15 protein-coding genes are annotated in these 19,862 nt (G+C 72.7%); 5 read left to right on the top strand and 10 right to left on the bottom strand.

Annotation, left to right across the window (positions count from 1 at the left end):
• The first annotated feature begins 53 nt into the window (after positions 1–53).
• The gene (locus ACZ5GP_RS06220; protein WP_468749640.1) at positions 54–269 is read left to right on the top strand and encodes a hypothetical protein; all 216 of its coding nucleotides are present in this window, start codon (positions 54–56) and stop codon (positions 267–269) included.
• Here the strand turns inward: ACZ5GP_RS06220 and moaA are convergent.
• The 3 genes from moaA to ACZ5GP_RS06205 all read right to left on the bottom strand — a co-directional run bounded on the left by moaA (position 266) and on the right by ACZ5GP_RS06205 (position 3,505).
• On the bottom strand, positions 266–1,273 hold the full coding sequence (moaA, locus tag ACZ5GP_RS06215; RefSeq protein WP_468749639.1) for a GTP 3',8-cyclase MoaA: 1,008 nt from the start codon (positions 1,271–1,273) through the stop codon (positions 266–268). The two genes, ACZ5GP_RS06220 and moaA, sit on opposite strands and share 4 nt — an antisense overlap.
• Before the next feature lie 175 nt (positions 1,274–1,448).
• Positions 1,449–3,086, bottom strand: a complete 1,638-nt coding sequence (locus tag ACZ5GP_RS06210; RefSeq protein WP_468749638.1) for a solute symporter family protein — start codon at positions 3,084–3,086, stop codon at positions 1,449–1,451.
• Positions 3,083–3,505 carry a DUF485 domain-containing protein gene (locus ACZ5GP_RS06205; RefSeq protein ID WP_468749637.1) on the bottom strand — a complete coding sequence of 141 codons (423 nt, stop codon included), beginning with the start codon at positions 3,503–3,505 and terminating at the stop codon, positions 3,083–3,085. Before ACZ5GP_RS06205 ends, ACZ5GP_RS06210 begins: the two co-directional genes overlap by 4 nt.
• A gap of 330 nt (positions 3,506–3,835) precedes the next feature.
• Between ACZ5GP_RS06205 and ACZ5GP_RS06200 the strand changes: the two genes are divergently transcribed.
• The 4 genes from ACZ5GP_RS06200 to ACZ5GP_RS06185 all read left to right on the top strand — a co-directional run bounded on the left by ACZ5GP_RS06200 (position 3,836) and on the right by ACZ5GP_RS06185 (position 9,089).
• Positions 3,836–5,380, top strand: coding sequence for a S8 family peptidase (locus tag ACZ5GP_RS06200; protein WP_468749636.1), 1,545 nt, complete (start codon positions 3,836–3,838; stop codon positions 5,378–5,380).
• A gap of 14 nt (positions 5,381–5,394) precedes the next feature.
• Positions 5,395–6,993 carry a S8 family peptidase gene (locus ACZ5GP_RS06195; protein WP_468749635.1) on the top strand — a complete coding sequence of 533 codons (1,599 nt, stop codon included), beginning with the start codon at positions 5,395–5,397 and terminating at the stop codon, positions 6,991–6,993.
• 96 nt (positions 6,994–7,089) lie between these two features.
• Positions 7,090–7,653: a hypothetical protein gene (locus ACZ5GP_RS06190; RefSeq protein WP_468749634.1), complete on the top strand. Its 564-nt coding sequence runs from the start codon at positions 7,090–7,092 to the stop codon at positions 7,651–7,653.
• Positions 7,650–9,089, top strand: coding sequence for a CoA transferase (locus ACZ5GP_RS06185; RefSeq protein WP_468749633.1), 1,440 nt, complete (start codon positions 7,650–7,652; stop codon positions 9,087–9,089). Before ACZ5GP_RS06190 ends, ACZ5GP_RS06185 begins: the two co-directional genes overlap by 4 nt.
• A gap of 67 nt (positions 9,090–9,156) precedes the next feature.
• Here ACZ5GP_RS06185 and ACZ5GP_RS06180 read toward each other — a convergent pair whose 3' ends face one another.
• The 7 genes from ACZ5GP_RS06180 to ACZ5GP_RS06150 all read right to left on the bottom strand — a co-directional run bounded on the left by ACZ5GP_RS06180 (position 9,157) and on the right by ACZ5GP_RS06150 (position 19,862).
• Positions 9,157–9,903, bottom strand: coding sequence for a lysoplasmalogenase (locus tag ACZ5GP_RS06180; RefSeq protein WP_468749632.1), 747 nt, complete (start codon positions 9,901–9,903; stop codon positions 9,157–9,159).
• The gene (locus ACZ5GP_RS06175; protein ID WP_468749631.1) at positions 9,903–10,817 is read right to left on the bottom strand and encodes a sterol desaturase family protein; all 915 of its coding nucleotides are present in this window, start codon (positions 10,815–10,817) and stop codon (positions 9,903–9,905) included. The genes ACZ5GP_RS06180 and ACZ5GP_RS06175 overlap by 1 nt, the downstream gene beginning before the upstream one ends.
• Positions 10,818–10,957: 140 nt before the next feature.
• Positions 10,958–11,605, bottom strand: a complete 648-nt coding sequence (locus tag ACZ5GP_RS06170; RefSeq protein ID WP_468749630.1) for a hypothetical protein — start codon at positions 11,603–11,605, stop codon at positions 10,958–10,960.
• Positions 11,602–11,940: a hypothetical protein gene (locus ACZ5GP_RS06165; protein ID WP_468749629.1), complete on the bottom strand. Its 339-nt coding sequence runs from the start codon at positions 11,938–11,940 to the stop codon at positions 11,602–11,604. Before ACZ5GP_RS06165 ends, ACZ5GP_RS06170 begins: the two co-directional genes overlap by 4 nt.
• 76 nt (positions 11,941–12,016) lie before the next feature.
• Positions 12,017–17,203: an HD domain-containing protein gene (locus ACZ5GP_RS06160; RefSeq protein WP_468749628.1), complete on the bottom strand. Its 5,187-nt coding sequence runs from the start codon at positions 17,201–17,203 to the stop codon at positions 12,017–12,019.
• 140 nt (positions 17,204–17,343) lie between these two features.
• Positions 17,344–18,582 carry an amidohydrolase family protein gene (locus ACZ5GP_RS06155; protein WP_468749627.1) on the bottom strand — a complete coding sequence of 413 codons (1,239 nt, stop codon included), beginning with the start codon at positions 18,580–18,582 and terminating at the stop codon, positions 17,344–17,346.
• Positions 18,579–19,862, bottom strand: coding sequence for an amidohydrolase family protein (locus ACZ5GP_RS06150; protein ID WP_468749626.1), 1,284 nt, complete (start codon positions 19,860–19,862; stop codon positions 18,579–18,581). Before ACZ5GP_RS06150 ends, ACZ5GP_RS06155 begins: the two co-directional genes overlap by 4 nt.

The following is a 19,862-nucleotide window of genomic DNA, read 5'->3' as shown; positions in this document are numbered from 1 at the left end:
TCCCCCCGTGGCTGCTCGGCGTCGCCTTGTTCGGAACGTTGTGGGACGCGACTGTGAGTGACGAAACGCCGATCTGTTCCGCCAAGGGCTGCCGCGTGGCCGCGGTCTGGGTGCTCGCCTGGAACAACCCGAAGATCCACACGCCGGAGCGGCGCAAGACGTGGCTCGCGTGCGAGGAGCACCGCGAGCACCTCTCCCAATTCCTCGGCGTCCGCGGGATGTTGAAGGACGTCGTGCCGCTCGCGGAGTGGCCGGACCAGGACTCCTAGCCGCCGATCGCGGACATCGGGCGCTCCGGCTGGAGGAACGAGGGGTCGTCCAGGCCCGAGCCGGCCTTCTTGCCCCACATGGCGCGCTTCCAGATGCGGGCGATCTCCTCGTCCGAGCCTTCCTCGCTGCTCTCCGGGGCGGCGCGCAGGGCCGCGCGCAGGTCCGTCTCCTCGGTGGCGAACAGGCAGGTGCGCACCTGGCCGTCGGCGGTGAGCCGCGTGCGGTCGCAGGCCGAGCAGAAGGGGCGGGTCACCGAGGCGATGACGCCGACGCGGTGCGGGCCGCCGTCCACGAGCCAGCGCTCGGCGGGGGCCGAGCCGCGCTCCCCGGTGCCTTCCTCCGTGAGCTCGAAGCGGGTGCGCAGGGAGGCCAGGATGTCGCCCGCGGTGATCATCCCGTCGCGCTTCCAGCCGTGCTGGGCGTCGAGCGGCATCTGCTCGATGAAGCGCAGTTCGTAGTCGTTCTCCACGGCCCAGGCCAGGAGGTCGGGGGCCTCGTCCTCGTTGAGCCCCGGCATCAGGACGGTGTTGACCTTGACGGGGGTGAGCCCGGCGTCGCGGGCCGCTTCGAGGCCTTCGAGGACGTCCTTGTGGCGGTCCCGGCGGGTGAGGGTCTTGAAGACGTCGGGGCGCAGGGTGTCCAGGGAGACGTTGACCCGGTCGAGGCCGGCGGCCTTGAGGGCCTCGGCGGTGCGCTTGAGACCGATGCCGTTGGTCGTCAGGGACATCTTGGGGCGGGGTGCCAGCCGGGCGCAGCGCTCGACGATCCCGACGAGGCCGGGGCGCAGGAGGGGCTCGCCGCCGGTGAAGCGGACTTCCGTGATGCCGAGCAGGGTGACGGCGACGCGCACGAGGCGCACGATCTCGTCGTCGGTGAGCAGGTCGGGCTTGGCCAGCCACTGCAGGCCTTCTTCCGGCATGCAGTACGTGCAGCGCAGATTGCAGCGGTCGGTCAGTGAAACGCGCAGGTCAGTGGCTACTCGGCCAAAGGTGTCGATGAGCACTGCGGCCCCCTCCCCGGCGGTTGGATGCTCGCGGGTCCCACCGGTAGGGATCCCACTGCTTTCGACCTTACGCGACCCCTGTGACAACCTCATGGGCCATTTGCCACGAGGAACGGCGCGGCCGCGTCGTAGGACTGTACGACGCGGCCGCTACGAACGTGTGAACGCTTCTTGGTCAGTGGGCCCCGAAGCCGGTGAGGGACTTGACCTCCAGCTCGGCGTATTTGCCCTTGTCGGGCTCCTCCTTGGACAGGACGGATCCGAGCCAGCCGAGCAGGAAGCCCAGCGGGATGGAGATCAGGCCCGGGTTCTCCAGCGGGAAGAAGTCGAAGTTCGCGTCCGGGAACATGGAGGTGGGCTTGCCGGAGACGACCGGGGAGAACAGCACCAGGCCGACGGCCGCGGTCAGACCGCCGTAGATGGACCACAGGGCGCCCTGCGTGGTGAATTTCCGCCAGAACAGGCTGTAGAGGATCGTCGGCAGGTTCGCCGAGGCGGCGACGGCGAAGGCGAGGGCGACGAGGCCGGCGACGTTCAGGTCGCGGGCCAGGGCGCCGAGCGCGATGGAGACGATCCCGATGAAGACGGTCGCCCAGCGGGCGGCCCTCATCTCCTCCTTCTCGGTGGCCTTGCCCTTGCGGATGACGTTGGCGTAGATGTCGTGCGCGAAGGACGAGGACGAGGCCAGGGTGAGGCCCGCGACGACCGCGAGGATCGTGGCGAAGGCGACCGCGGAGATCACCGCGAGGAGGATCGCGCCGCCGGTGGAGCCCCCGCCGCCGCCGATCTCCAGGGCGGCGAGCGGCGCCGCCGTGTTGCCCGCCTTGTTGGAGGCGATGATGTCGGCGTGCTTGAGCAGGGCCGCGGCGCCGAAGCCGAGCACGATGGTCATCAGGTAGAAGGCGCCGATGATGCCGATAGCCCAGTTGACGGACTTCCGGGCGGCCTTCGCGGTGGGCACGGTGTAGAAGCGGATCAGGATGTGCGGCAGGCCGGCGGTGCCGAGGACCAGGGCGATGCCGAGCGAGATGAAGTCCAGCTTGGAGGTGGCGCTCAGGCCGTACTTGAGGCCGGGTTCCAGGAACTTCGAGCCCTGGCCGCTGTTGGCGGCGGCCGAGCCGAGCAGGTCGGAGACGTTGAAGTGGAACTTCAGCAGGATCAGGAAGGTGATGAGGATGGTGCCCGTGATGAGCAGGACGGCCTTGACCATCTGCACCCAGGTGGTGCCCTTCATGCCGCCGATGGTGACGTAGACGATCATCAGGACGCCGACGAGGGCGACGATGAGGACCTTGCCCGCGTCGGAGGTGATCCCGAGCAGCAGCGAGACCAGGACGCCCGCGCCCGCCATCTGGGCGAGCAGGTAGAAGATCGAGACGACGATGGTGGAGGTGCCGGCGGCCGTGCGGACCGGGCGCTGGCGCATGCGGTACGCGAGGACGTCGCCCATGGTGTAGCGCCCGGAGTTGCGCAGCGGCTCGGCGACCAGGAGCAGCGCCACCAGCCAGGCGACCAGGAAGCCGATGGAGTACAGGAAGCCGTCGTAGCCGAAGAGGGCGATGGCGCCGGCGATGCCGAGGAAGGACGCGGCGGACATGTAGTCGCCGGAGATCGCGAGGCCGTTCTGGAAGCCGGTGAACTGGCGGCCGCCCGCGTAGAAGTCGGCGGCGCTCTTGGTCTGCCGGCCGGCCCAGACGGTGATGCAGAGGGTGGCGACGACGAAGGCGGCGAAGAGACTGATGATCAGCGTGCGGTGCTCGGAGGCGTCGGAGGCCGCCGCGAGGTCCAGGGCCGCGGTGTGCGCGGGGCTCATGCGTCACCCTCCTTGCGGGGCTCGGTGCCGGTCTCCGTGCGGGCTTCCATGCGGGTCTCCATGCGGGACTTGATCGCCTCGGCCTTCGGGTCGAGCTTCGCGGCGGCGTGCCGGGAGTAGAACCAGGCGATGAGGAACGTGGTCAGGAACTGCCCGAGGCCGAGCACCAGGGCGACGTTGATGTTGCCGAACAGCTTGGTGCCCATGAAGTCGCCCGCGTAGTTGGAGAGCAGGACGTACACGAGGTACCAGGTGATGAAGGCGATGGTGAGCGGCACGGCGAACGAGCGGTGCGCGGCGCGCAGTTCGCCGAACTCCGCGCTCTGCTGCACCTCGGTGAACTCCTCCGTGGAGGGCGCGTGGGGAGCGGTTTCTTTTCCTGCGCCACCCTTCGAGGGGGGCGGTGCGTCGGTGGCCACGGAGTCTCCTCGTGGTGCGGATGGGATGGGGACGGTCGGTTCTTCCATCGGTTCTCTGGTCTCGCGTTCCGGCGTGACGCGGATCACGTGGACCACGGTTGGCGATGCTAGGGCCACAGGACGTGATCCGACAGGGGTTGATGTTGCTTCCGTTGTCTGCTCAACGTCGCGGTGGCGCGCACGACGCGCCCCGGCCCGCCGGTTTCTTCGGGAAGGCATTGCTGGCCTGGGAGTTCGGGGGATAGCTTCACCCGTGCACGACCCGTCATGTACCTGCCCGAGCACCAGCTGTGTTCGGGCAGTTCCGTATCCGGATGATGTGGAGATCCCATGGCTCATCTGCGTTCAAGACGCCGTACGGCGCTCACCGTGCCGCTCGGTATCGCGCTCGCCGCCTCGGTCGGCCTCGTACCCGGTGCCGCGACGGCGGCCCCGGACGAATCGCCCGCACCCGCCGTCGCGTCGGCCGCGAAGGACGCCCCCGTTTTCGCGTACGTCGTCAACACCCGTGCGGATCACCGGACGATGGCGCACGTGAAGCGGGCGATAGCCGAGGCCGGTGGCTCCGTCGTCGTCGCGCACGACACGATCGGCGTCATCGTCGCGCACTCGTCGGACCCGGCGTTCGGCGAGCGGATACGCGGCGTCCGCGGTGTGCAGTCCGCGGGCGCGACCCACACCGCGCCGCTGCGGGCCGCGGGCACCACGGACGACGGCAAGGCGGAGCTGCTCTCCAAGGCCGACGCCGAGGCCCTGAAGCGCACCGCCGCCCCGGGCGCCGAGCCGATGGAGGGCGACCAGTGGGACCTGCGGGCGATCGGGGCCGACAAGGCGGCCAGGATCAACCCGGGCAGCAGGAAGGTCACGGTCGCCGTGATCGACACCGGCGTCGACGACACCCACCCCGACCTGGCCCCGAACTTCTCGGCGACGCAGTCCGCCAGTTGCGTCGGCGGCAAGGCGGACACCTCCGCCGGGGCGTGGCGCCCGGCCAAGGACCACTACCACGGCACGCACGTGGCGGGTGAGATAGCCGCCGCGCGCAACGGCGTCGGCGTCGCGGGCGTCGCGCCCGGCGTGAAGATAGCGGGCATCAAGGTCGCCGACCCGGTCGACGAGTTGTTCTACCCGGAGAACGTGGTCTGCGCCTTCGTGTTCGCCGCCGAGCACGGCGTCGAGATCACCAACAACAGCTACTACGTGGACCCGTGGCTGTACAACTGCAAGGACGACCCCGACCAGCGGGCCATCCTCGACGCGGTCAACCGCGCCCAGCTGTACGCCCAGCGCAAGGGCACCCTCAACGTCTCCTCCGCGGGCAACTCCAACCACGACCTGGACTCCCACGCGATCGTCGACAAGACGAGCCCGGACGACTCCACGCCGGTGACCCGCACCATCGACCCGCACGAGTGCCTGGACGCGCCGGCCCAGCTGCCGGGCATCGTCACCACGAGCGCGACGGGCGTCAAGAACCTGAAGGCGGCGTACTCCAGCTACGGCAAGGGCGTCGTGGACATCACGGCCCCCGGCGGCGACAAGTACCAGACGCCGACCGACACCCCGTCGAAGAACGGCAACATCCTCTCCACCATGCCGAACGGCGAGTACGGCTGGCTGCGCGGCACGTCGATGGCCGCGCCGCACGCCGCGGGCGTCGCCGCGCTGCTGAAGTCCACGCACCCCAAGGCGGGCCCGGCACAACTGCGCAGCCTCCTCAAGGCGCAGGCCGACCGCATGGAGTGCCCCGCCGAGCCGTACGACCCGGACGGCGACGGTGACGTCGACGCGGTCTGCGAGAGCGGCGGCAAGGGTGACAACGGCTTTTACGGCAGCGGACTCGTCGACGCACTCGACGCCGTGAAGAAGAAGTGACGGGGGACACGGACATGACCAGGTCGACCAGATTCTCCGCCGGGGCCATATCCCGGGCCAGGACCACCGGTTTCCCGCGCTCCCGGCGCGCGCTGGCCCTGCCGCTCGGGGTGGCGGTGGCCTCGGCCGTCACCTTCCTGCCGGGCCCGGCCTCGGCGCGGCCCGCCGCGGTGCCGGACGCGCCGGCGTCCGCCGCTGCCTCGGCCTCCTCGGCCGACGCCACGTCGATGAGTTACGTGGTGAACGTCCACCCGGGGAAGGGCACTTCCGCCCGCGTCAAGAAGGCCATCGCCCGGGCCGGCGGTGACGTCGTCATCGCGTACGACAGGATCGGCGTCATCGTCGTCCACTCGGCGAACCCGGACTTCGCCGCGACGATCCGCGCGGTCAAGGGCGTCGACTCGGCGGGCGCGACCCGCACGGCCCCGCTGTCCGCACAGTCCGACGACGCCCTGGACTCCGAGCGCACGCTCACCGCCGCCGAGGTCAAGGCCGCCGCGGGCAAGGCGGCGGCGGGCCAGGACGAACTGGAGCCGCTCCAGTGGGACCTGCCCGCCATGAAGGCGGACAAGGCGCACAAGATATCGCTGGGCAGCCGCAAGGTGACGGTCGCCGTGCTCGACTCCGGGGTCGACGACACCCACCCCGACATAGCGCCCAACTTCGACCGCGAGGCGTCCGCGAGCTGCCTGAACGGCGTGCCCGTCCAGAAGGACAACGCGTGGCGCCCGGTCGCCCAGGAGAGCGACCACGGCATGCACGTGGCCGGTTCGATCGCCGCGGCGAAGAACGGCACCGGCATCACGGGCATCGCGCCCGGCGTGAAGGTGGCGAGCCTGAAGGTGGCCGAGCCCGCGACCGGCCTGTACTACACGGAGGCCGTCGTCTGCGGCTTCGTGTGGGCGGCCGACCACGGCGTGGACGTGACCAACAACAGCTATTACACCGACCCGTGGCTGTTCAACTGCACGACGGACGACGACCAGAAGGCGCTGGTCGACGCGGTCGGCAGGGCCGCGCGGTACGCGGAGCGCAAGGGCGCGGTGAACGTCGCGGCCGCGGGCAACGCGCGGACCGACCTCGCGCAGGACGAGCTCGTCGACAAGACGAGCCCCAACGACACCACTCCGGTGACCCGCACCATCAAGACCAAGGACTGCTTCGACCTCCCCTCGCAGCTGCCCGGCGTCGTGACGGTCTCCGCCACCGGGGCCAAGAACATCAAGGCGTCGTACTCGAACTACGGCGAGGGCGTCATCGACATCACCGCCCCCGGCGGTGACCAGACGAGGTACCAGGCGCCCGAGCCGCCGGCCGTCGACGGCCGGATCCTGTCCACGCTGCCGGGCGGCAAGTTCGGCTACAAGGGCGGTACGTCGATGGCGTCCCCGCACGCGGCGGGCGTGGTCGCGCTGCTGAAGTCCACCCACCCGCACGCCTCCCCGGCACGCCTGAAGGCGCTCCTGTACCGCCAGGCGGACGCCATGGCGTGCACGGATCCGTACGACATCGACGCCGACGGCAAGATCGACGCGGTCTGCGAGGGCGACACGGAGAAGAACGGCTTCTACGGCGTGGGCATGGCCGACGCGCTGGACGCCGTGCGCAAGTAGCACTGTGCCTCAGTGGCAATGTGCCGGCACGGGTCGGGCCGGGCGGCCGAGGAGCCACCCGGCCCATTCCCGTCGCACCACGAGAGAATTTGTGTCATGTACGAGTTCAAAAGTTCCGCGTTCGTGTTCGCCGGCACGGAGCAGTGGGTGGCGTGGCCCGCCCGGCCCCGCTGGCAGCTGGTGCTGAGGTTCGCCGCCACGGTGCTGTTCATGCCGTTCTGGATCGCGCTGGGGATCGCGGTCTTCGCCGCCGTCCTCGCCATCGGCCTGGCCACCGAGGTCATCGCCGCGGTGAGTTCCTCGTACGAGCGGGCCTACGAGGACTTCATGGACCGGGCGATGAGCCGGATCACCACGCTCCCCCACTGGTGCGTGCTCTGGTCCGAGGTGCGCCACGAAGGGGACGCCGCCTACTACCGCGCCCGCGTCGACGGGGTGCTCGCCCGGTGGACGGAGCGCGCGTCGGCGCCGCGCGTGCCCAAGAAGCCGGCGCCTCCTTGCGAGTGCGAGATCCCGCGGCGCGACTACCGCGGCTGCGGCGGGCACTACGTCGTCCGGGCGGCGGCCGCCCAGGGGTGGGAGCTGCAGCCCTCGACGCCGGGTGTGTCGATCAGACTCCGGTGGTCGGCGGCGGCGGAGCATGAGGGGGCGACCGCATGAGCGGTACCCGGGCCGCCTGGGCCGCGCTCGGCGGTGACGCCGCGCTCCTCTCCCGGGTCTCCTTCGTCGTCCGCGAGGGCGCCCTGCCCGCGCGGCTGCCCGTCATCGGGCTCGCGCGGGCCTGTGGCGCCGTCTGCGCGCTGGCCGCCGCCGAGTTGACGGCCGCGCGCGGCGACGGAGGCGTGCCGTCCGTACGGGTCGATGACGGGGCCCTGGCGACGGCGTTCACCAGTGAGCGGCACCTGCTGGTCGACGGGCGCGCGCCCGTCAACTTCGCCCCGCTGTCCCGGTTCTGGCGCACGGCCGACGGCTGGGTGCGCACCCACGCCAACTACCCGCATCACCGGGCGGCGTTGTGGGCCGCGCTCGGGTTCACCGCGGAGCCTTCCGTGGACGCGGTGGCCGCGACGCTGGCCGACCGGTCCGCCGTGGCGGTGGAGGAGGCCGTGTACGCCGCCGGGGGCCTCGCCGTGGCACTGCGCTCCCCGCGGGAGTGGGCGGCGCATCCCCAGGGCGTCGCGGCGGGCGCCCGTCCGCTGCCGCGCCGGGAACGGATCGGCGACGCGCCCGCGTGCCCCCTGCCGCCGCCGGCCGGCGCCCCCGCGCTGCCCGCCCGCGGGCTCCGCGTCCTCGATCTGACCCGGGTCGTCGCGGGGCCGGTCGCCACCCGCACCCTCGCGCTGCTGGGCGCGGACGTCCTGCGGGTCGACCCGCCCGGGCTGCCGGAACTCTCCGACCAGCACGCGGACACGGGCTTCGGGAAGCGCTCCACGACCCTGGACCTGGCGAGCGGCGCCGACCGGCGGGCCTTCGAGGAGCTGCTGGCACATGCCGACGTGGTCGTCACCGGCTACCGTCCGGGCGCCCTCGACCGCTTCGGCCTCTCCCCCCAGGCGCTGGCCGAGCGCAGGCCCGGGGTGGTCCTCGCGCAGCTCTCGGCGTGGGGGCGGGACGGGCCGTGGGCCGGACGGCGCGGGTTCGACAGCCTGGTGCAGGCGGCGACGGGCATCGCGGTGATCGAGGGGTCACCGGAGCGGCCCGGCGTGCTGCCCGCGCAGGCCCTGGACCACGGCAGCGGCTATCTCCTCGCGGCGGCGGTCCTGCGCTCGCTCACCGAGCGGTCGCGCACCGGCGGGACCCATCTGACGCGGCTCGCGCTGGCGGGGACGGCGGCATGGCTGATCGGGGCGGGCGCGGACGAGCGGAGCGGTGGTTCGCGGGAGGAAGACCACGGGCGTCGGACGGACGAGGCGTCCGAGGGAGTGGGCGTGGTGGTGGGCGAGGCCTATGCCGATCCGGGGCCCTGGCTCGGCGGGACGGACAGTCCGCTGGGGCGGCTCCGGTACGCCCTGCCGCCGGTCGCCTTCGAGGGCGGTCCGGACAACTGGGCCCGCCCGCCGGGGCCTTGGGGCGGTGACCGGCCCGAGTGGCTGTGACCATACGCAATCTTCCCGGCCCGCCGCTCGACCCGTTCAGGGTAGGCACGGGCGGCCGCCTGCGCGCCTACGCCCCCGCGCGCCGGGAGGTGGTCGCGCTGGGCGTGGTCGTCGTCCTGTCGGCACTGCTGACCGCGGTGCCGTTGCCGATCCGCTGGTGAGCCGAGCGCAGGACGCCTGTGGTCAGCAGGTACTGCGCCGCGATGTAGGTGAGCATGATCGCGAAGTCGGGCCTCGGCAGCTGCGGCCACGCCGCGACGCCGGTCGCGATGAGCGTGTCGGAGAGAAGGAACAGCGCCCCTCCGGCGGCCGCCGCGGGACCGAGCGCGGTGGCGCCCCACGCCATGGCCGTGAGCAGCAGGCTGTAGCCCGCCACGGGGCCCCGCATGTCGGCCGGCAGGTCCGGCCACAGCAGCGTCACGGTGACGGCGAGTGCGAGGGCGTACCCGGCGACAAGGGCCGTCCCCCGCGCGCGGGGCGAGCCGCCCGCCGGGGCGTACCACCGGGTGTCGCCGTACCTCTTGAACAGTACGAGGTAGCAGACGTGCCCGGCGGCGAAGGAGCCCATCCCGGCGAGGAAGGCGGGCTCGGCGTCGAAGAGGAGGAGGGTGTCGCCGCCCCAGCCGAAGAGGAGGGCGGCGATCAGCGGGCGGGGGGCCCGCCGGGTGGCGGCGTAGGCCGCAAGGAGCGGCATGAGCAGCGGCTTGCACACGGCGTGGCCGGGGCCGAGGACCGCGAGGAGCGAGACGAGGTCCCCGAACGCGGCGAGGGCGAAGGCGCCGAGGAGGAGCCGGGGCGAGGGGCGCCGCGACATCACGCCGCCCGCTCCGCGACCGCCGCCTCGCCGGGCCGTACGGCGGCCGTGGGGGCTGCGGGAGCCGCAAGGGCCGCGGGGGCCTTCGGCCGCCAGCCGGGGCCGCGGAAGACCCGCCCGGCCCGCTCGCGCCAACTGGTGGCCGCCCTCAGGTCCCTGGCGATGGCCACGTACTCATGGGTGGCGACGCGCAGCGGGTTGTACGTGCTGATGTTCTTCGTCAGGCCGTACACGGGACGGTCGGTCTCGGCGACCCAGGAGCCGAACAGGCGGTCCCAGATGATCAGGATGCCGCCGAAGTTGCGGTCCAGATAGCCGCCCTGGGAGGCGTGGTGGACGCGGTGGTGCGAGGGCGTGTTGAAGACGAACTCGAAGGGCCGGGGCAGCTTTCCGATGCGTTCGGTGTGGATCCAGAACTGGTAGACCAGGTTGGCCGACGAGCAGAAGGCGAGCGCCGCCGGATGGACGCCGCAGGCGATGAGCGGCAGATAGAACGGCCACACCGTCAGGCTCGTCCAGGGCTGGCGCAGCGCGGTCGTGAGGTTGAACTTGCGGCTGGAGTGGTGCACGACGTGGCAGGCCCACAGGATGCGGATGACGTGATGGCCCCGGTGCGACCAGTAGTAGAAGAAGTCCTGGGCGAGGAGCATCAGCGGGATCGTCCACCACAGCACGGGGACGCGCAGGGGCGTCAGCGTGTAGACGGCCGTGTAGATCGCGACGATCGGGATCTTCCACAGCAGGTCGAAGGCGAGGCTGCCGAGGCCCATGGTGACGCTGGTCGCCGCGTCCCTGGTCTCGTACCCCGCCGCGTCCTCGTCGGGATGGATCCGGTGGCTCACGATCTCGACGGCGGTGAGCAGCACGAAGGCGGGGATGGACCACAGCACGACATCGGGCAGGTTCGGGGACATGCGTGCACGGTAGAACGGCTCCCCGCCCGCGACTAGAGGTTGTTACCGACAAGTATTACCGGCGGTACGAGGTCGGTTGTTGGTGATCCCCGCCAAAGGCGGGGCCGTGGAAGGCCGGACCGGCGGCCGTCCGGGGGGGCTCAGCAGCGCCTCGCGGGGGCCAGCGACCTGACCTCGTCGGCGGGGATCGTCCGCCGCGCCGGCTTCCCCCCGCGGGCCCCCTCCCCCGCCACCCGGAGCACCACGCCCCGGGCGTCGCTCACCACCAGCTCTCCGCAGGCGGTGCCCTCCGCCGTCGTCACCAGCACCCGGAACGGCCCACCTGCGCCTCCCTCGGCCTTCTTGTCCTCATCGGCGCCGACCGGCACGACCCAGCTGACCGCCAGTGCGGCCACGATCGCGCACAGGCCCACGACCGAGCGCCGCCGGGCGGAGGCCAGGGCTGCCTGGGTCTGCTCGACCTCGTCGAGGACGGCCGCGAAGAGCCGGTCGCCGCTCAGCCAGACCTGCTGGCCGAGTTGGCCGTGTGCGGCCCGCACCGCCTTCAGCGCGCCGGACAGCAGCAGGGCGAAGGCGGCGACGAGCAGGCCCGCCGTGGTCCACCGCCACAGGTCGGGCATCCCCGCGACGCTCTCGCGGCCTTTGAGCACGAAGACGGCGCCGACGAGTCCGGTGAGCCCGGCGAGGCCGTTGCGCCATCCCTCGGCCTGTCGGCGGACGGCGCCGAGCTGGTCGACCTGGAGCTGCTGTCCGAGCTGTGCGAACCGCTTCTTGGCGAGGTCGGTCACGGGGTGGCACCCCCTTGTGCCGGGGGCGGAACCGGTACGTCCCAGAAGGCGCCGCACCCGGAGTCGGGCGACTCGGGCGGCCGGTCGGGGTGCGGGTAGCCGCATTGGCAGTAGACCGGGATCGAGCCGGTGAGCGGCTCGGGCCGGGTGCGCCGCCCGCGCCCTTTGGCGGGGCCGAGCACTCCGAAGGCGACCCGGAACACGGTGCGGCCGCGGCAGACCGGGCAGGCGCCGGTGACGGTGTACCAGCGGCCGTCGGGGGAGCGCTCCACGGTGAAGGAGCCGACGGCCTGGGCCTCCGACTCCTGGAACGGAGTGGGATCGTGGGCGGGCATGGGGTGTCGTCCTCCGTGAGCAAGTCGGCCGGGCGGTCAGTCGGTCAGGCGGTCACTCGGTCAGGCGGTCACTCGGTCACTCGGTCACGGGCACGTAGCGCTCGGCCCGCGGGGTCGGGGCGGGCTCGGCGGGGCAGTGCGCGGGCAGGGTCGTACCGAAGAGCGGGGCGTACAGGACGAGCCGGTCCCGCACCCAGTGGGTGGACTCCTCGACCTCGCGGGCGGCGACGGCGATGTGGCGGGCGGTGACCTCCCCGGCGACGGCGGGGGCCCGCCCCGTGAAGCGGGAGGTGAGCAGGATCAGGTCCTGCCAGCGGGGGACCAGCGCCATGCCGGGCCGCTCCATGACGAGTTCGAGGCCGAAGGGGCGGTAGCGCGCGAGCCGGTCCCAGGCCCGGTCAAGGGGCCAGCCGAAGCGGGCGGCCGCGCGGACGAGGTCCAGAGGGGTGACGGGTCGGCCGCTGCCGACCAAGTCGCCCTGGAAGAGGGCGGTGTCGTGGACGGTGGGCCGGTGGTCGCGCCACGTCTGGTCGTCGTTGTCGGCGGGCGCCTGCCAGGGGGCGCCGAGTTCGGCGTACGGAAGGAGGGCGTCCAGGCTCTGGCCCAGGGTGCAGTCCTGGTCGCGCGCGTGCTCGATCAGAAGGCGTACGTCCGGGGTCTCGCGCCAGACGACGCCCCGTTCACCACGCAGGCAGCAGGCGGCGGCGTCCGCCTTGGAAGGGCGCAGCCCGGCGAGCCCCGGGGACGGCAGGCGCAGGGGCGCCTCGTGGCCCGTCAGGGGGCCGAGCACGGCGAGCCGGTCGAAGGTCGGGCCGAGGGACTGCTCGGCGAGCGCCGCGGCCACCAGGCCGTAGGCCGCGTCGAACTCCTCCTGCGCGTCGTCGAAGCCGGCCCCCTCGGTCCGTTGCAGGATCCCGTACACGTTCGGGTTGCCCGGCAGGAGTTCCAGGTCCTGACGCGACACCTCCCGCCAGCGGTCCAGCAGTCCGGGCGCCGACGCGTGGATCAGACCGCCCTCCGCCAGCCGGGTGAGAGCCCGGCGCACCTGCTCGGGGTCCGCCCGCACCTCATGGACCGCGCGGGCCGTGTGGACGAGCGGGACGGGGGCCATGTGGAGGACCGTGGAGTCGAAGCGGGACCGAGAAGGCTTCAGCAGCTCGTAGTCGAGCCTGCTGCACATGTAACCGGCGAGGTCGCCGAGTCCGGGCACCTTCATCCCGAGGGCCTCGAACTGGGGGGCGAACCGCTCGACGACCTCGGCGAACGTCAGGGACAGCGCCTCCGAGGCGATGCCCACCCGGACGAGCGAGACCTGCGTATCGGTCACATACGGGCTGAAGAATTCGGCGTACGCCTCCCTTTCCTCGCCGGTCAACCCGCGGCGCTTGCCGTCCCCCTCGGCCACGGCCTGCCGCTCCTCCCCCAGCGCGGGAAGCTCCGGCAGCCCCAGCCAGGCGTAGCGGCGCAGCACCTCCCCGTAGAACCGGTGGTCCGGGCGAGGGCCGCGCCTGCCGCGCCCGTCGAGCCCCGCGCACCAGGGGTGCCACGACAGGGCGTTCAGCTCTTCGGCGGTGGCCGGCCGGTCGGCGGGCGGCTCCGAGACGGTGTCCGGTACGCGGAAGGCGAATCCGGCGGCGGCGAAGCGCCGCATCCGGCCGAGCGCCTCCCGCGGCGGAAGCCCGGTCCATGTGGAGAACCGTTCGAGGAGCCAGACCGTGTCCTCGACGGCGTCCTCCTCGGTGTCGAGCGACCAGTAGGGCTGCAGGCCGCCGTAGCCGCCGCGGCCGTTGAGCAGCCCGCGGTCGACGTCGTCCAGCTCCATGGCATGGGCCGCTTCGAGGTCGGCCACGGCGGGCACGTCGATCCCTGTGACGGCGTGGCGCCGGATCCGCGCCAGCAAGCTGCCGAACGTGTGCTTCTCGGTGGCGGACGACATGGCGGCCCGGAGCAGGAAGTCGCCCGCGTGCAGGTTGTCGTGGTCGGCGCGGGCCTCCCAGGCGCGGGGCCGCGGGTATCCCTCGATGGAGTCCGGGACGGGGAGGGCCCGGTGCTGTTCACCCCGCCGGATGCCCGCGTCCCGCAGGATGCCCGACCGCCAGGCCAGGTAGCGGTCGTCGGCGAGCGAGTACCCGCCTCTGAACCTTCCGTGCTCGGCGGCGAGCGCCGGGTCGCTCGGGAAGTAACCCACCCGGCGGAAAGAGATGAGGGCCCGCTGGTCCCAGGCCAGCACGGAGGTGACCCGGGCGTCCGCGGCCAGCAGCCGTTCCGTGATCCGCGCGGCCCCCTCCGGCACCCACCAGGCGAATTCCCAGAGCCACTCCAGGTGGAACCACTGGGGAGCCTCGAACGTCGCGCAGGCGTCGATGATCTCGCGGGCCACCCACTCCTGGTCGTAGGAGAAGACACGGGTCCTGCTGGTGCTGATCTCCGGGGCATGGCTCTCCCGGAGATCCACCACGCACCCGGCCGGGAATCTTCCGCGTCGGGAGTCGTAGGGCTCTCTGGCGTGGTCCCCCCTGGGCCAGGGGGGCAGGTGGTGCTCCCCGGCCTGCTCCCCCGGCGTTCCCAACAGCACCCCGTCGGCCAGCAACCGGCCGTCCCCCGGCACCCACCACAGGTCCCGCGCCGCCCGCACCGCCCGGCCGGCGTCGCCTTCGTAGTAGAGGGTGTCCGGCTCCCAGGTCCGCACCGTCTCCCCGTCGCGCTCGACCCGCATGGTGTAGTCGGTGCGCCACACCAGCGCCGCCAGCTCCTTGGCGACGTCGACGGAGTCGTCCTGGAGGTAGAGCCGCACCGTGGTGCCGCCGCCGGGCTGCGACTCGTCGCGGGGCCTGATCCGAAAGAGACTGCCGCTGGAGGCGATGTCCACCCCCAGCCCGCGGCCCGACTCCGCGCGCCCGTACGCGTCCGTGGCGCGCGTGGAGATCCTGATCTCGTCGGCCAGCATGAAGTAACTGAACACACCGACGCCGAAGCGGCTGTTGGGGTAGATCCGCAGGTTCTCGTCGGCCCGGCGCCAGAGGGCCTGTTCCCTGCGGTACTCGCGGGACTGCTCGAAGCGCCGACCCGCGCGGGAGAACGTGCCGCGGAGCGTGTCGCGCCCCATGCCGACGCCGTTGTCCTCGCACTCCACGTAGGGGCGGCCCTCGTCGTCGGTCCCCTGCCGGAAGACGATCTCGCCCCGCCAGGTGTACGGGATGCCCTTGCCGGCCTTGCCGTAGCGCAGCCGGGCCTGGCGGTAGCGGCAGGCGTCCAGGGCGTTCTGGTACAGCTCGCGCAGGGCGAGGTTGCGGTCTCCGTAGAGCTGCGTGCCCATGAGGAGTTCGCGCATCTCGTCCTCGGCCAGGCCGAAGCGCATGAGGGGCACTCCATAGGCGTCGCCCTTGGTGCGGACGTCGTACTGGGGGCGCAGTCTGCCGCAGGTCACCCGCTCGGGCAGATGGGCGAGGAGGCCGTCGGGGACCGGCCGGCCCAGATGCTGCCTGATGCGCAGCACCGCGTCGTCGGTCCAGCCGGTCAGCGCCTCCAGGCCGGCGTGGACGGCGGGGTGGGGGCAGGCCACATCGAGGTCGATGGCGCGGGTGTAGCGGTCCCTGACCCACCTCAGCTCCCGCACGCACTCGACGGCCCGGCGGGGGACGAGGCCGTCGGCGACGCCGATGTTGTCGACGAGGACGCCGGGCAGCTCCCGCAGGTCCCCGCCGAGCAGACCGGCGACGGCGAGCAGCCAGGACAGCTCGCGGGGCCGCCAGGTCTCCGTCACCTCGCTGACGCCCGGCGGGCCGGCGAGCACGAGTTCGGCGACGCGGAAGGGCGGTTCGCGCTCCTCGTCGTACGACCGAGCGGGTACGACACCCGTCTGACGGCAGACGCGCACGAGTTCGTCGGTGAGTTCCGCCACCCGCCGGGCGGAGGCGTCCCCGCCGATGAGCACCCTGGCCAGCGGGGCCAGGAGCTGCCCGGCGTACGCCTCGTCCCACAGCTCCTCCTTGCCGCGGACGTGCCGGTGCACGAGCCAGGCGGCGACGGCCTGTGCCTCCTCGGCCCGTCCCCGGGCGGCCAGTTCGCGGCCCTTGCGCCAGATCAGCGCGTGCGCGGCGAAGGTGTGCTCCAGGTCCACCCGCTCCGTCCGGAGCCCGGGGCCCGCCGGCACGGTCTCGAGCCGGAAGGCGTCCGCGTCGACCGCCGCCTTGACGCCAAGGGCGTACAGCGCCTCCCGGACGAAGGGAGCGGCCGCGAGCACGGCGAACTCGCCCGCGTCCAGCAGGGGCCCGCCCTGGGTCCGGGAGGGGGCGAGCAGCGGGCGGAGGCCTCTGGTGAGGACCCGCACGGGGTAGTCGTCGTCGGCCCACGGGTCGGGCACCCCGGCCATCGAGGAGGTGTACCAGCGCGCGCACTGCCGGGTGAGTTCGACCAGGGCCTTCTGGAGAGCGGCCCGGCGGTCGTCGTCGCAGCGCACGGCCGTCCACAGTTCGGGGTCGCGGACGGCCGTCGACCACGACTCCTGGAGCGTGCGTCCCGAGCACAGGAGCACGGGGGCGATGGCGTCCGGCCCGCTCGGCGCGTAGTGCGGGGTGGGTGTCTGCTCGTGCCGGGCGGCGCGGGCCAGTTCGGTGGTCCGTGTGGTCGTGTACGCGATGACCTCGGCCACGGTGCGCGGCGCGGTGTCGGCGTCGAGTGCCTCGGCGAGGGCGCGCGTGAAGTGGCTGCCGTGCTCGTCGTCGGAGCCGCAGGTCTGGCCGGGCCCGCAGCCGAAGAGGACGGCGACGCGGTCGCGCCACGCGGGGAAGTTGGTGGCGGGGCCGCCGTGCGAGGCGCTGTCCGGGCCCGCCCGGTCGCGGCAGGCGTCGACGGTGAGCAGTACCGTGCCGGCCTGGCAGCCCGCGAGCAGGGAGGTCAGGTCCAGGTCGATGAGGCTGTCGACGGCCACCTCGGGCGGCTGGACGGCCCAGCTCAACTGGGCGTCGGCGGGCACGAGGTGGTCGGCGCCGCCGACGGAGAGGCCGTGCCCGGTGAAGTGGATGAGGACGGTTCCGTCCTCCGGGGCCGTGCAGCAGATCCGGCTGACGGCGCTGCGGATGCGGGAGCGCTGGGCGGGCCGGTCGGGGGCGAGGCCGAGGACCTCGACGCTGTATCCGGAGGAGTGCAGGGCCTCGCCGAGGAGTTCCGCGTCCCGGTGGACGGCCGAGGTCAGGTCGGGGAAGGCCTCTTCCAGTTCGTAGCGCGGGACGGCGATGACCAGTGCCTGCTTGCTCTGCCCCATGGCCCGCGCCTCCCGTTGAACCGAGCTCGACGCGGGCCAGGATTCCACAAGGGGCCCGGAGCGGGGGGGGTTGGCCCGTACCGCCCCGGATCTTCGGGGCGGTACGGTGTTGGGCCGTACCGCCCCGGGTCATCGCGTGCTCACCAGACCCGCACCGACCCGCCCGGCGCGAACACGGGGCTCGTCGCGTCGGCGGGGGCCTCCTTGAGGGGTTCGTCCAGTTCCTGGACCGTCGGTCCCACGCGCGCGGCGATGCGCCCGAGCCGCTCCAGGTCGAAGCCGTAGACGCGGGCGGCGTTGCCGCCGACCATGGCCGCGATCTCCTCCCGGGGCAATCCCGCGTAGGCGGCGCGCAGGCCTTCGCGGGAGTAGGGGTACGTGCCCTCGTCGTGGGGGTAGTCGCTGCCCCACATGATCTTGTCGAGGCCGATGCGGTGACGCAGGGCCGCCTCGTGCGGGCGCATGAAGCTGGCGCCGACGAAGCAGTTCCCGCGCCACACTTCGGAGGGGCCCTTGCCCATCGACTCGGCGAGGCCCGCGCCGAACTTCGACTCGGCGGTGTCGGCGGCCGGCGCCTTCGTGGCGGTGGCGACGAGGCGCGCGTGGTAGTAGTCCAGCATGTCCAGGACGCCGGGGATCCAGCCGGAACCCTGCTCGGTGAGGACGAGCCGCAGCCCGGGGTGGCGGCGGAAGGCGCCGCCGAAGACGAGGTGCCACAGCGCCCGGTGCGAGAACCACGTGGTCTCCACCATGAACACCGCGCGTGCCGCGGGCTCCTCGCCGAGGGGCGGTGACGCCGAGCCCGCGTGGTGGTTGACCGGCACGCCCAGCTCGGCGCAGACGGCCCAGAGGGGGTCGTAGGTGGCCGAGTGCAGCTCCGGCAGGCCCGAGCCGGGCGGGGTGCCGGGCAGCAGCAGCCCGCCGGTGAGGCCCGCCGCCACCGACCGCCGGACCTCCGCGACGGCTTCGTCGACGTCGTTCAGGAGGATCTGGAAGACGCCCGCCCTGCGCCCCGGCGCGGCGGCGCAGAAGTCGGCGAGCCAGCGGTTGTGGGCGCGCAGGCCCGCCCAGCGCAGCTCGAACTCCGCACGGGTGGGCGCGGGGGCCATCAGCGAGGCCGAGGGGAAGAACGGCGGGATGGTGTTCGGGAAGACGACCTCGGCGACGATGCCGTCCTCCTCCAGTTCGGCGATGCGGCGGGCGGAGTTCCAGTTGCGGTCGGCGGTGTCCGCGAGGAGGTCCTCGTACGGGTTGACGTAGGACGCCGCCCAGGCGTCGAACGCGTCGTGGTGGCGGGAGTCCAAGTAGGGCCGGTAGTCCAGCAGGTCGGCGCCCGCGTGGCAGTCGGCGGAGATGACGGTGTAGCGGTCGTCGCTCATGAGGCCGTCCCCAGTGCGGGGAAGTCGTGGCCGGTCAGCCAGTGCCGGCCCACCTCGCGCGAGCGGGCCCAGGAGGCCGCCACGGCCGCCTGGTCGCTGTCCTGTCCGAGGTCGGCGGGGGTCGGGCCGATGCGGCGGGCCAGCGGGGCGAGCCTGGCGGTGTCGAAGCCGAAGACCTCGGCGGCGGCGAGCCCCAGCATGCGCCGGCTCTCCCCGACGGGGATGTCGTGGAAGGTTCTCCGCAGCCACGCGCGCGTGTCGGGCCAGGTGCCCTCGGGGTGCGGGAAGTCGCTGCCCCACAGGATGTTGTCGACGCCGATCTCGTAGCGCTGGGCCAGTTCGCGGCGCTTGGTGTTGGTGGCGCAGACGAAGAGCTGGCGGTCCAGGTACTCGTGCGGCGGACGCTTCAGTTCCGCGAACGGGGAGAGCTTCTTGCCGCCGTGCGCGCCCAGGTAGAGGCGGTCCATGAACCACAGGAGGTTCGGCAGCCACCAGCAGCCCGACTCGGCGACGCCGAACCGCAGCCCCGGGTGGCGCTCGAAGACGCCGGACCAGAGCATGAACCACAGGGGCCGCGCCGGCCACCAGGTCACTTCGGAGACGTAGATGCCCAGGTGGTCGCCGTACTCGTGGCGGGGCGCCGCCCCGGAGTGGGTGACCACCGGCATCGCGCACGCGGCGGCCGCCGCCCACACGGGGTCGTAACGCCGGTCGTGGTAGGGCGCTTTGTCGACCCACATGGAGGGGATCATCAGCGCGCCGAGCCCCGACTCCTTGGCGCGGTGGATCTCCGCGACGACGCGGTCCACCTCGCCGGTGACGGGCAGCAGCGCGACGCCGCAGTGCCGCTCGGGGTGCTCGGACACGAAGTCGGCGAGCCAGCGGTTGTGGGCCCGCGCGCCCGCCATGCCCAGCTCGGGGTCCTGGTCGCCGCTGAGGCCGAGCCCGACGCCGAAGGGCGCGGCCGTGCGGCTGTCCACGGCGTCCGCGTCGGGGAAGACGACCTCGGCGGCCACCCCGTCGCCGTCCAGCTCCTTGAGGCGCTGGGCGGTGTCCCAGCCGCCACGCAGGCCCTCCTCGTTGTCGCGGAACCACTGGTCGGCGAACGCGTCGTTGCGGATCCCCAGCCGGGTCGCCTCCTGGCGGCGGGCGTCCCGCTCGCCGAGGAAGCCGTCGAAGGCGCGGTGGAAGCGGCTGTCGAGGTAGGGGCGGTACTCCTCGGTGGGGAGCCCCGCGTGGCAGTCGGAGGAGATGATCAGATACGGGTCCTGAGCGCTCAT

The organism is Streptomyces sp. NPDC031466, assembly GCF_055581265.1.
Note: the sequence above shows the minus strand (reverse complement) of the source record. Positions and strands in the feature narration are given on the sequence as shown.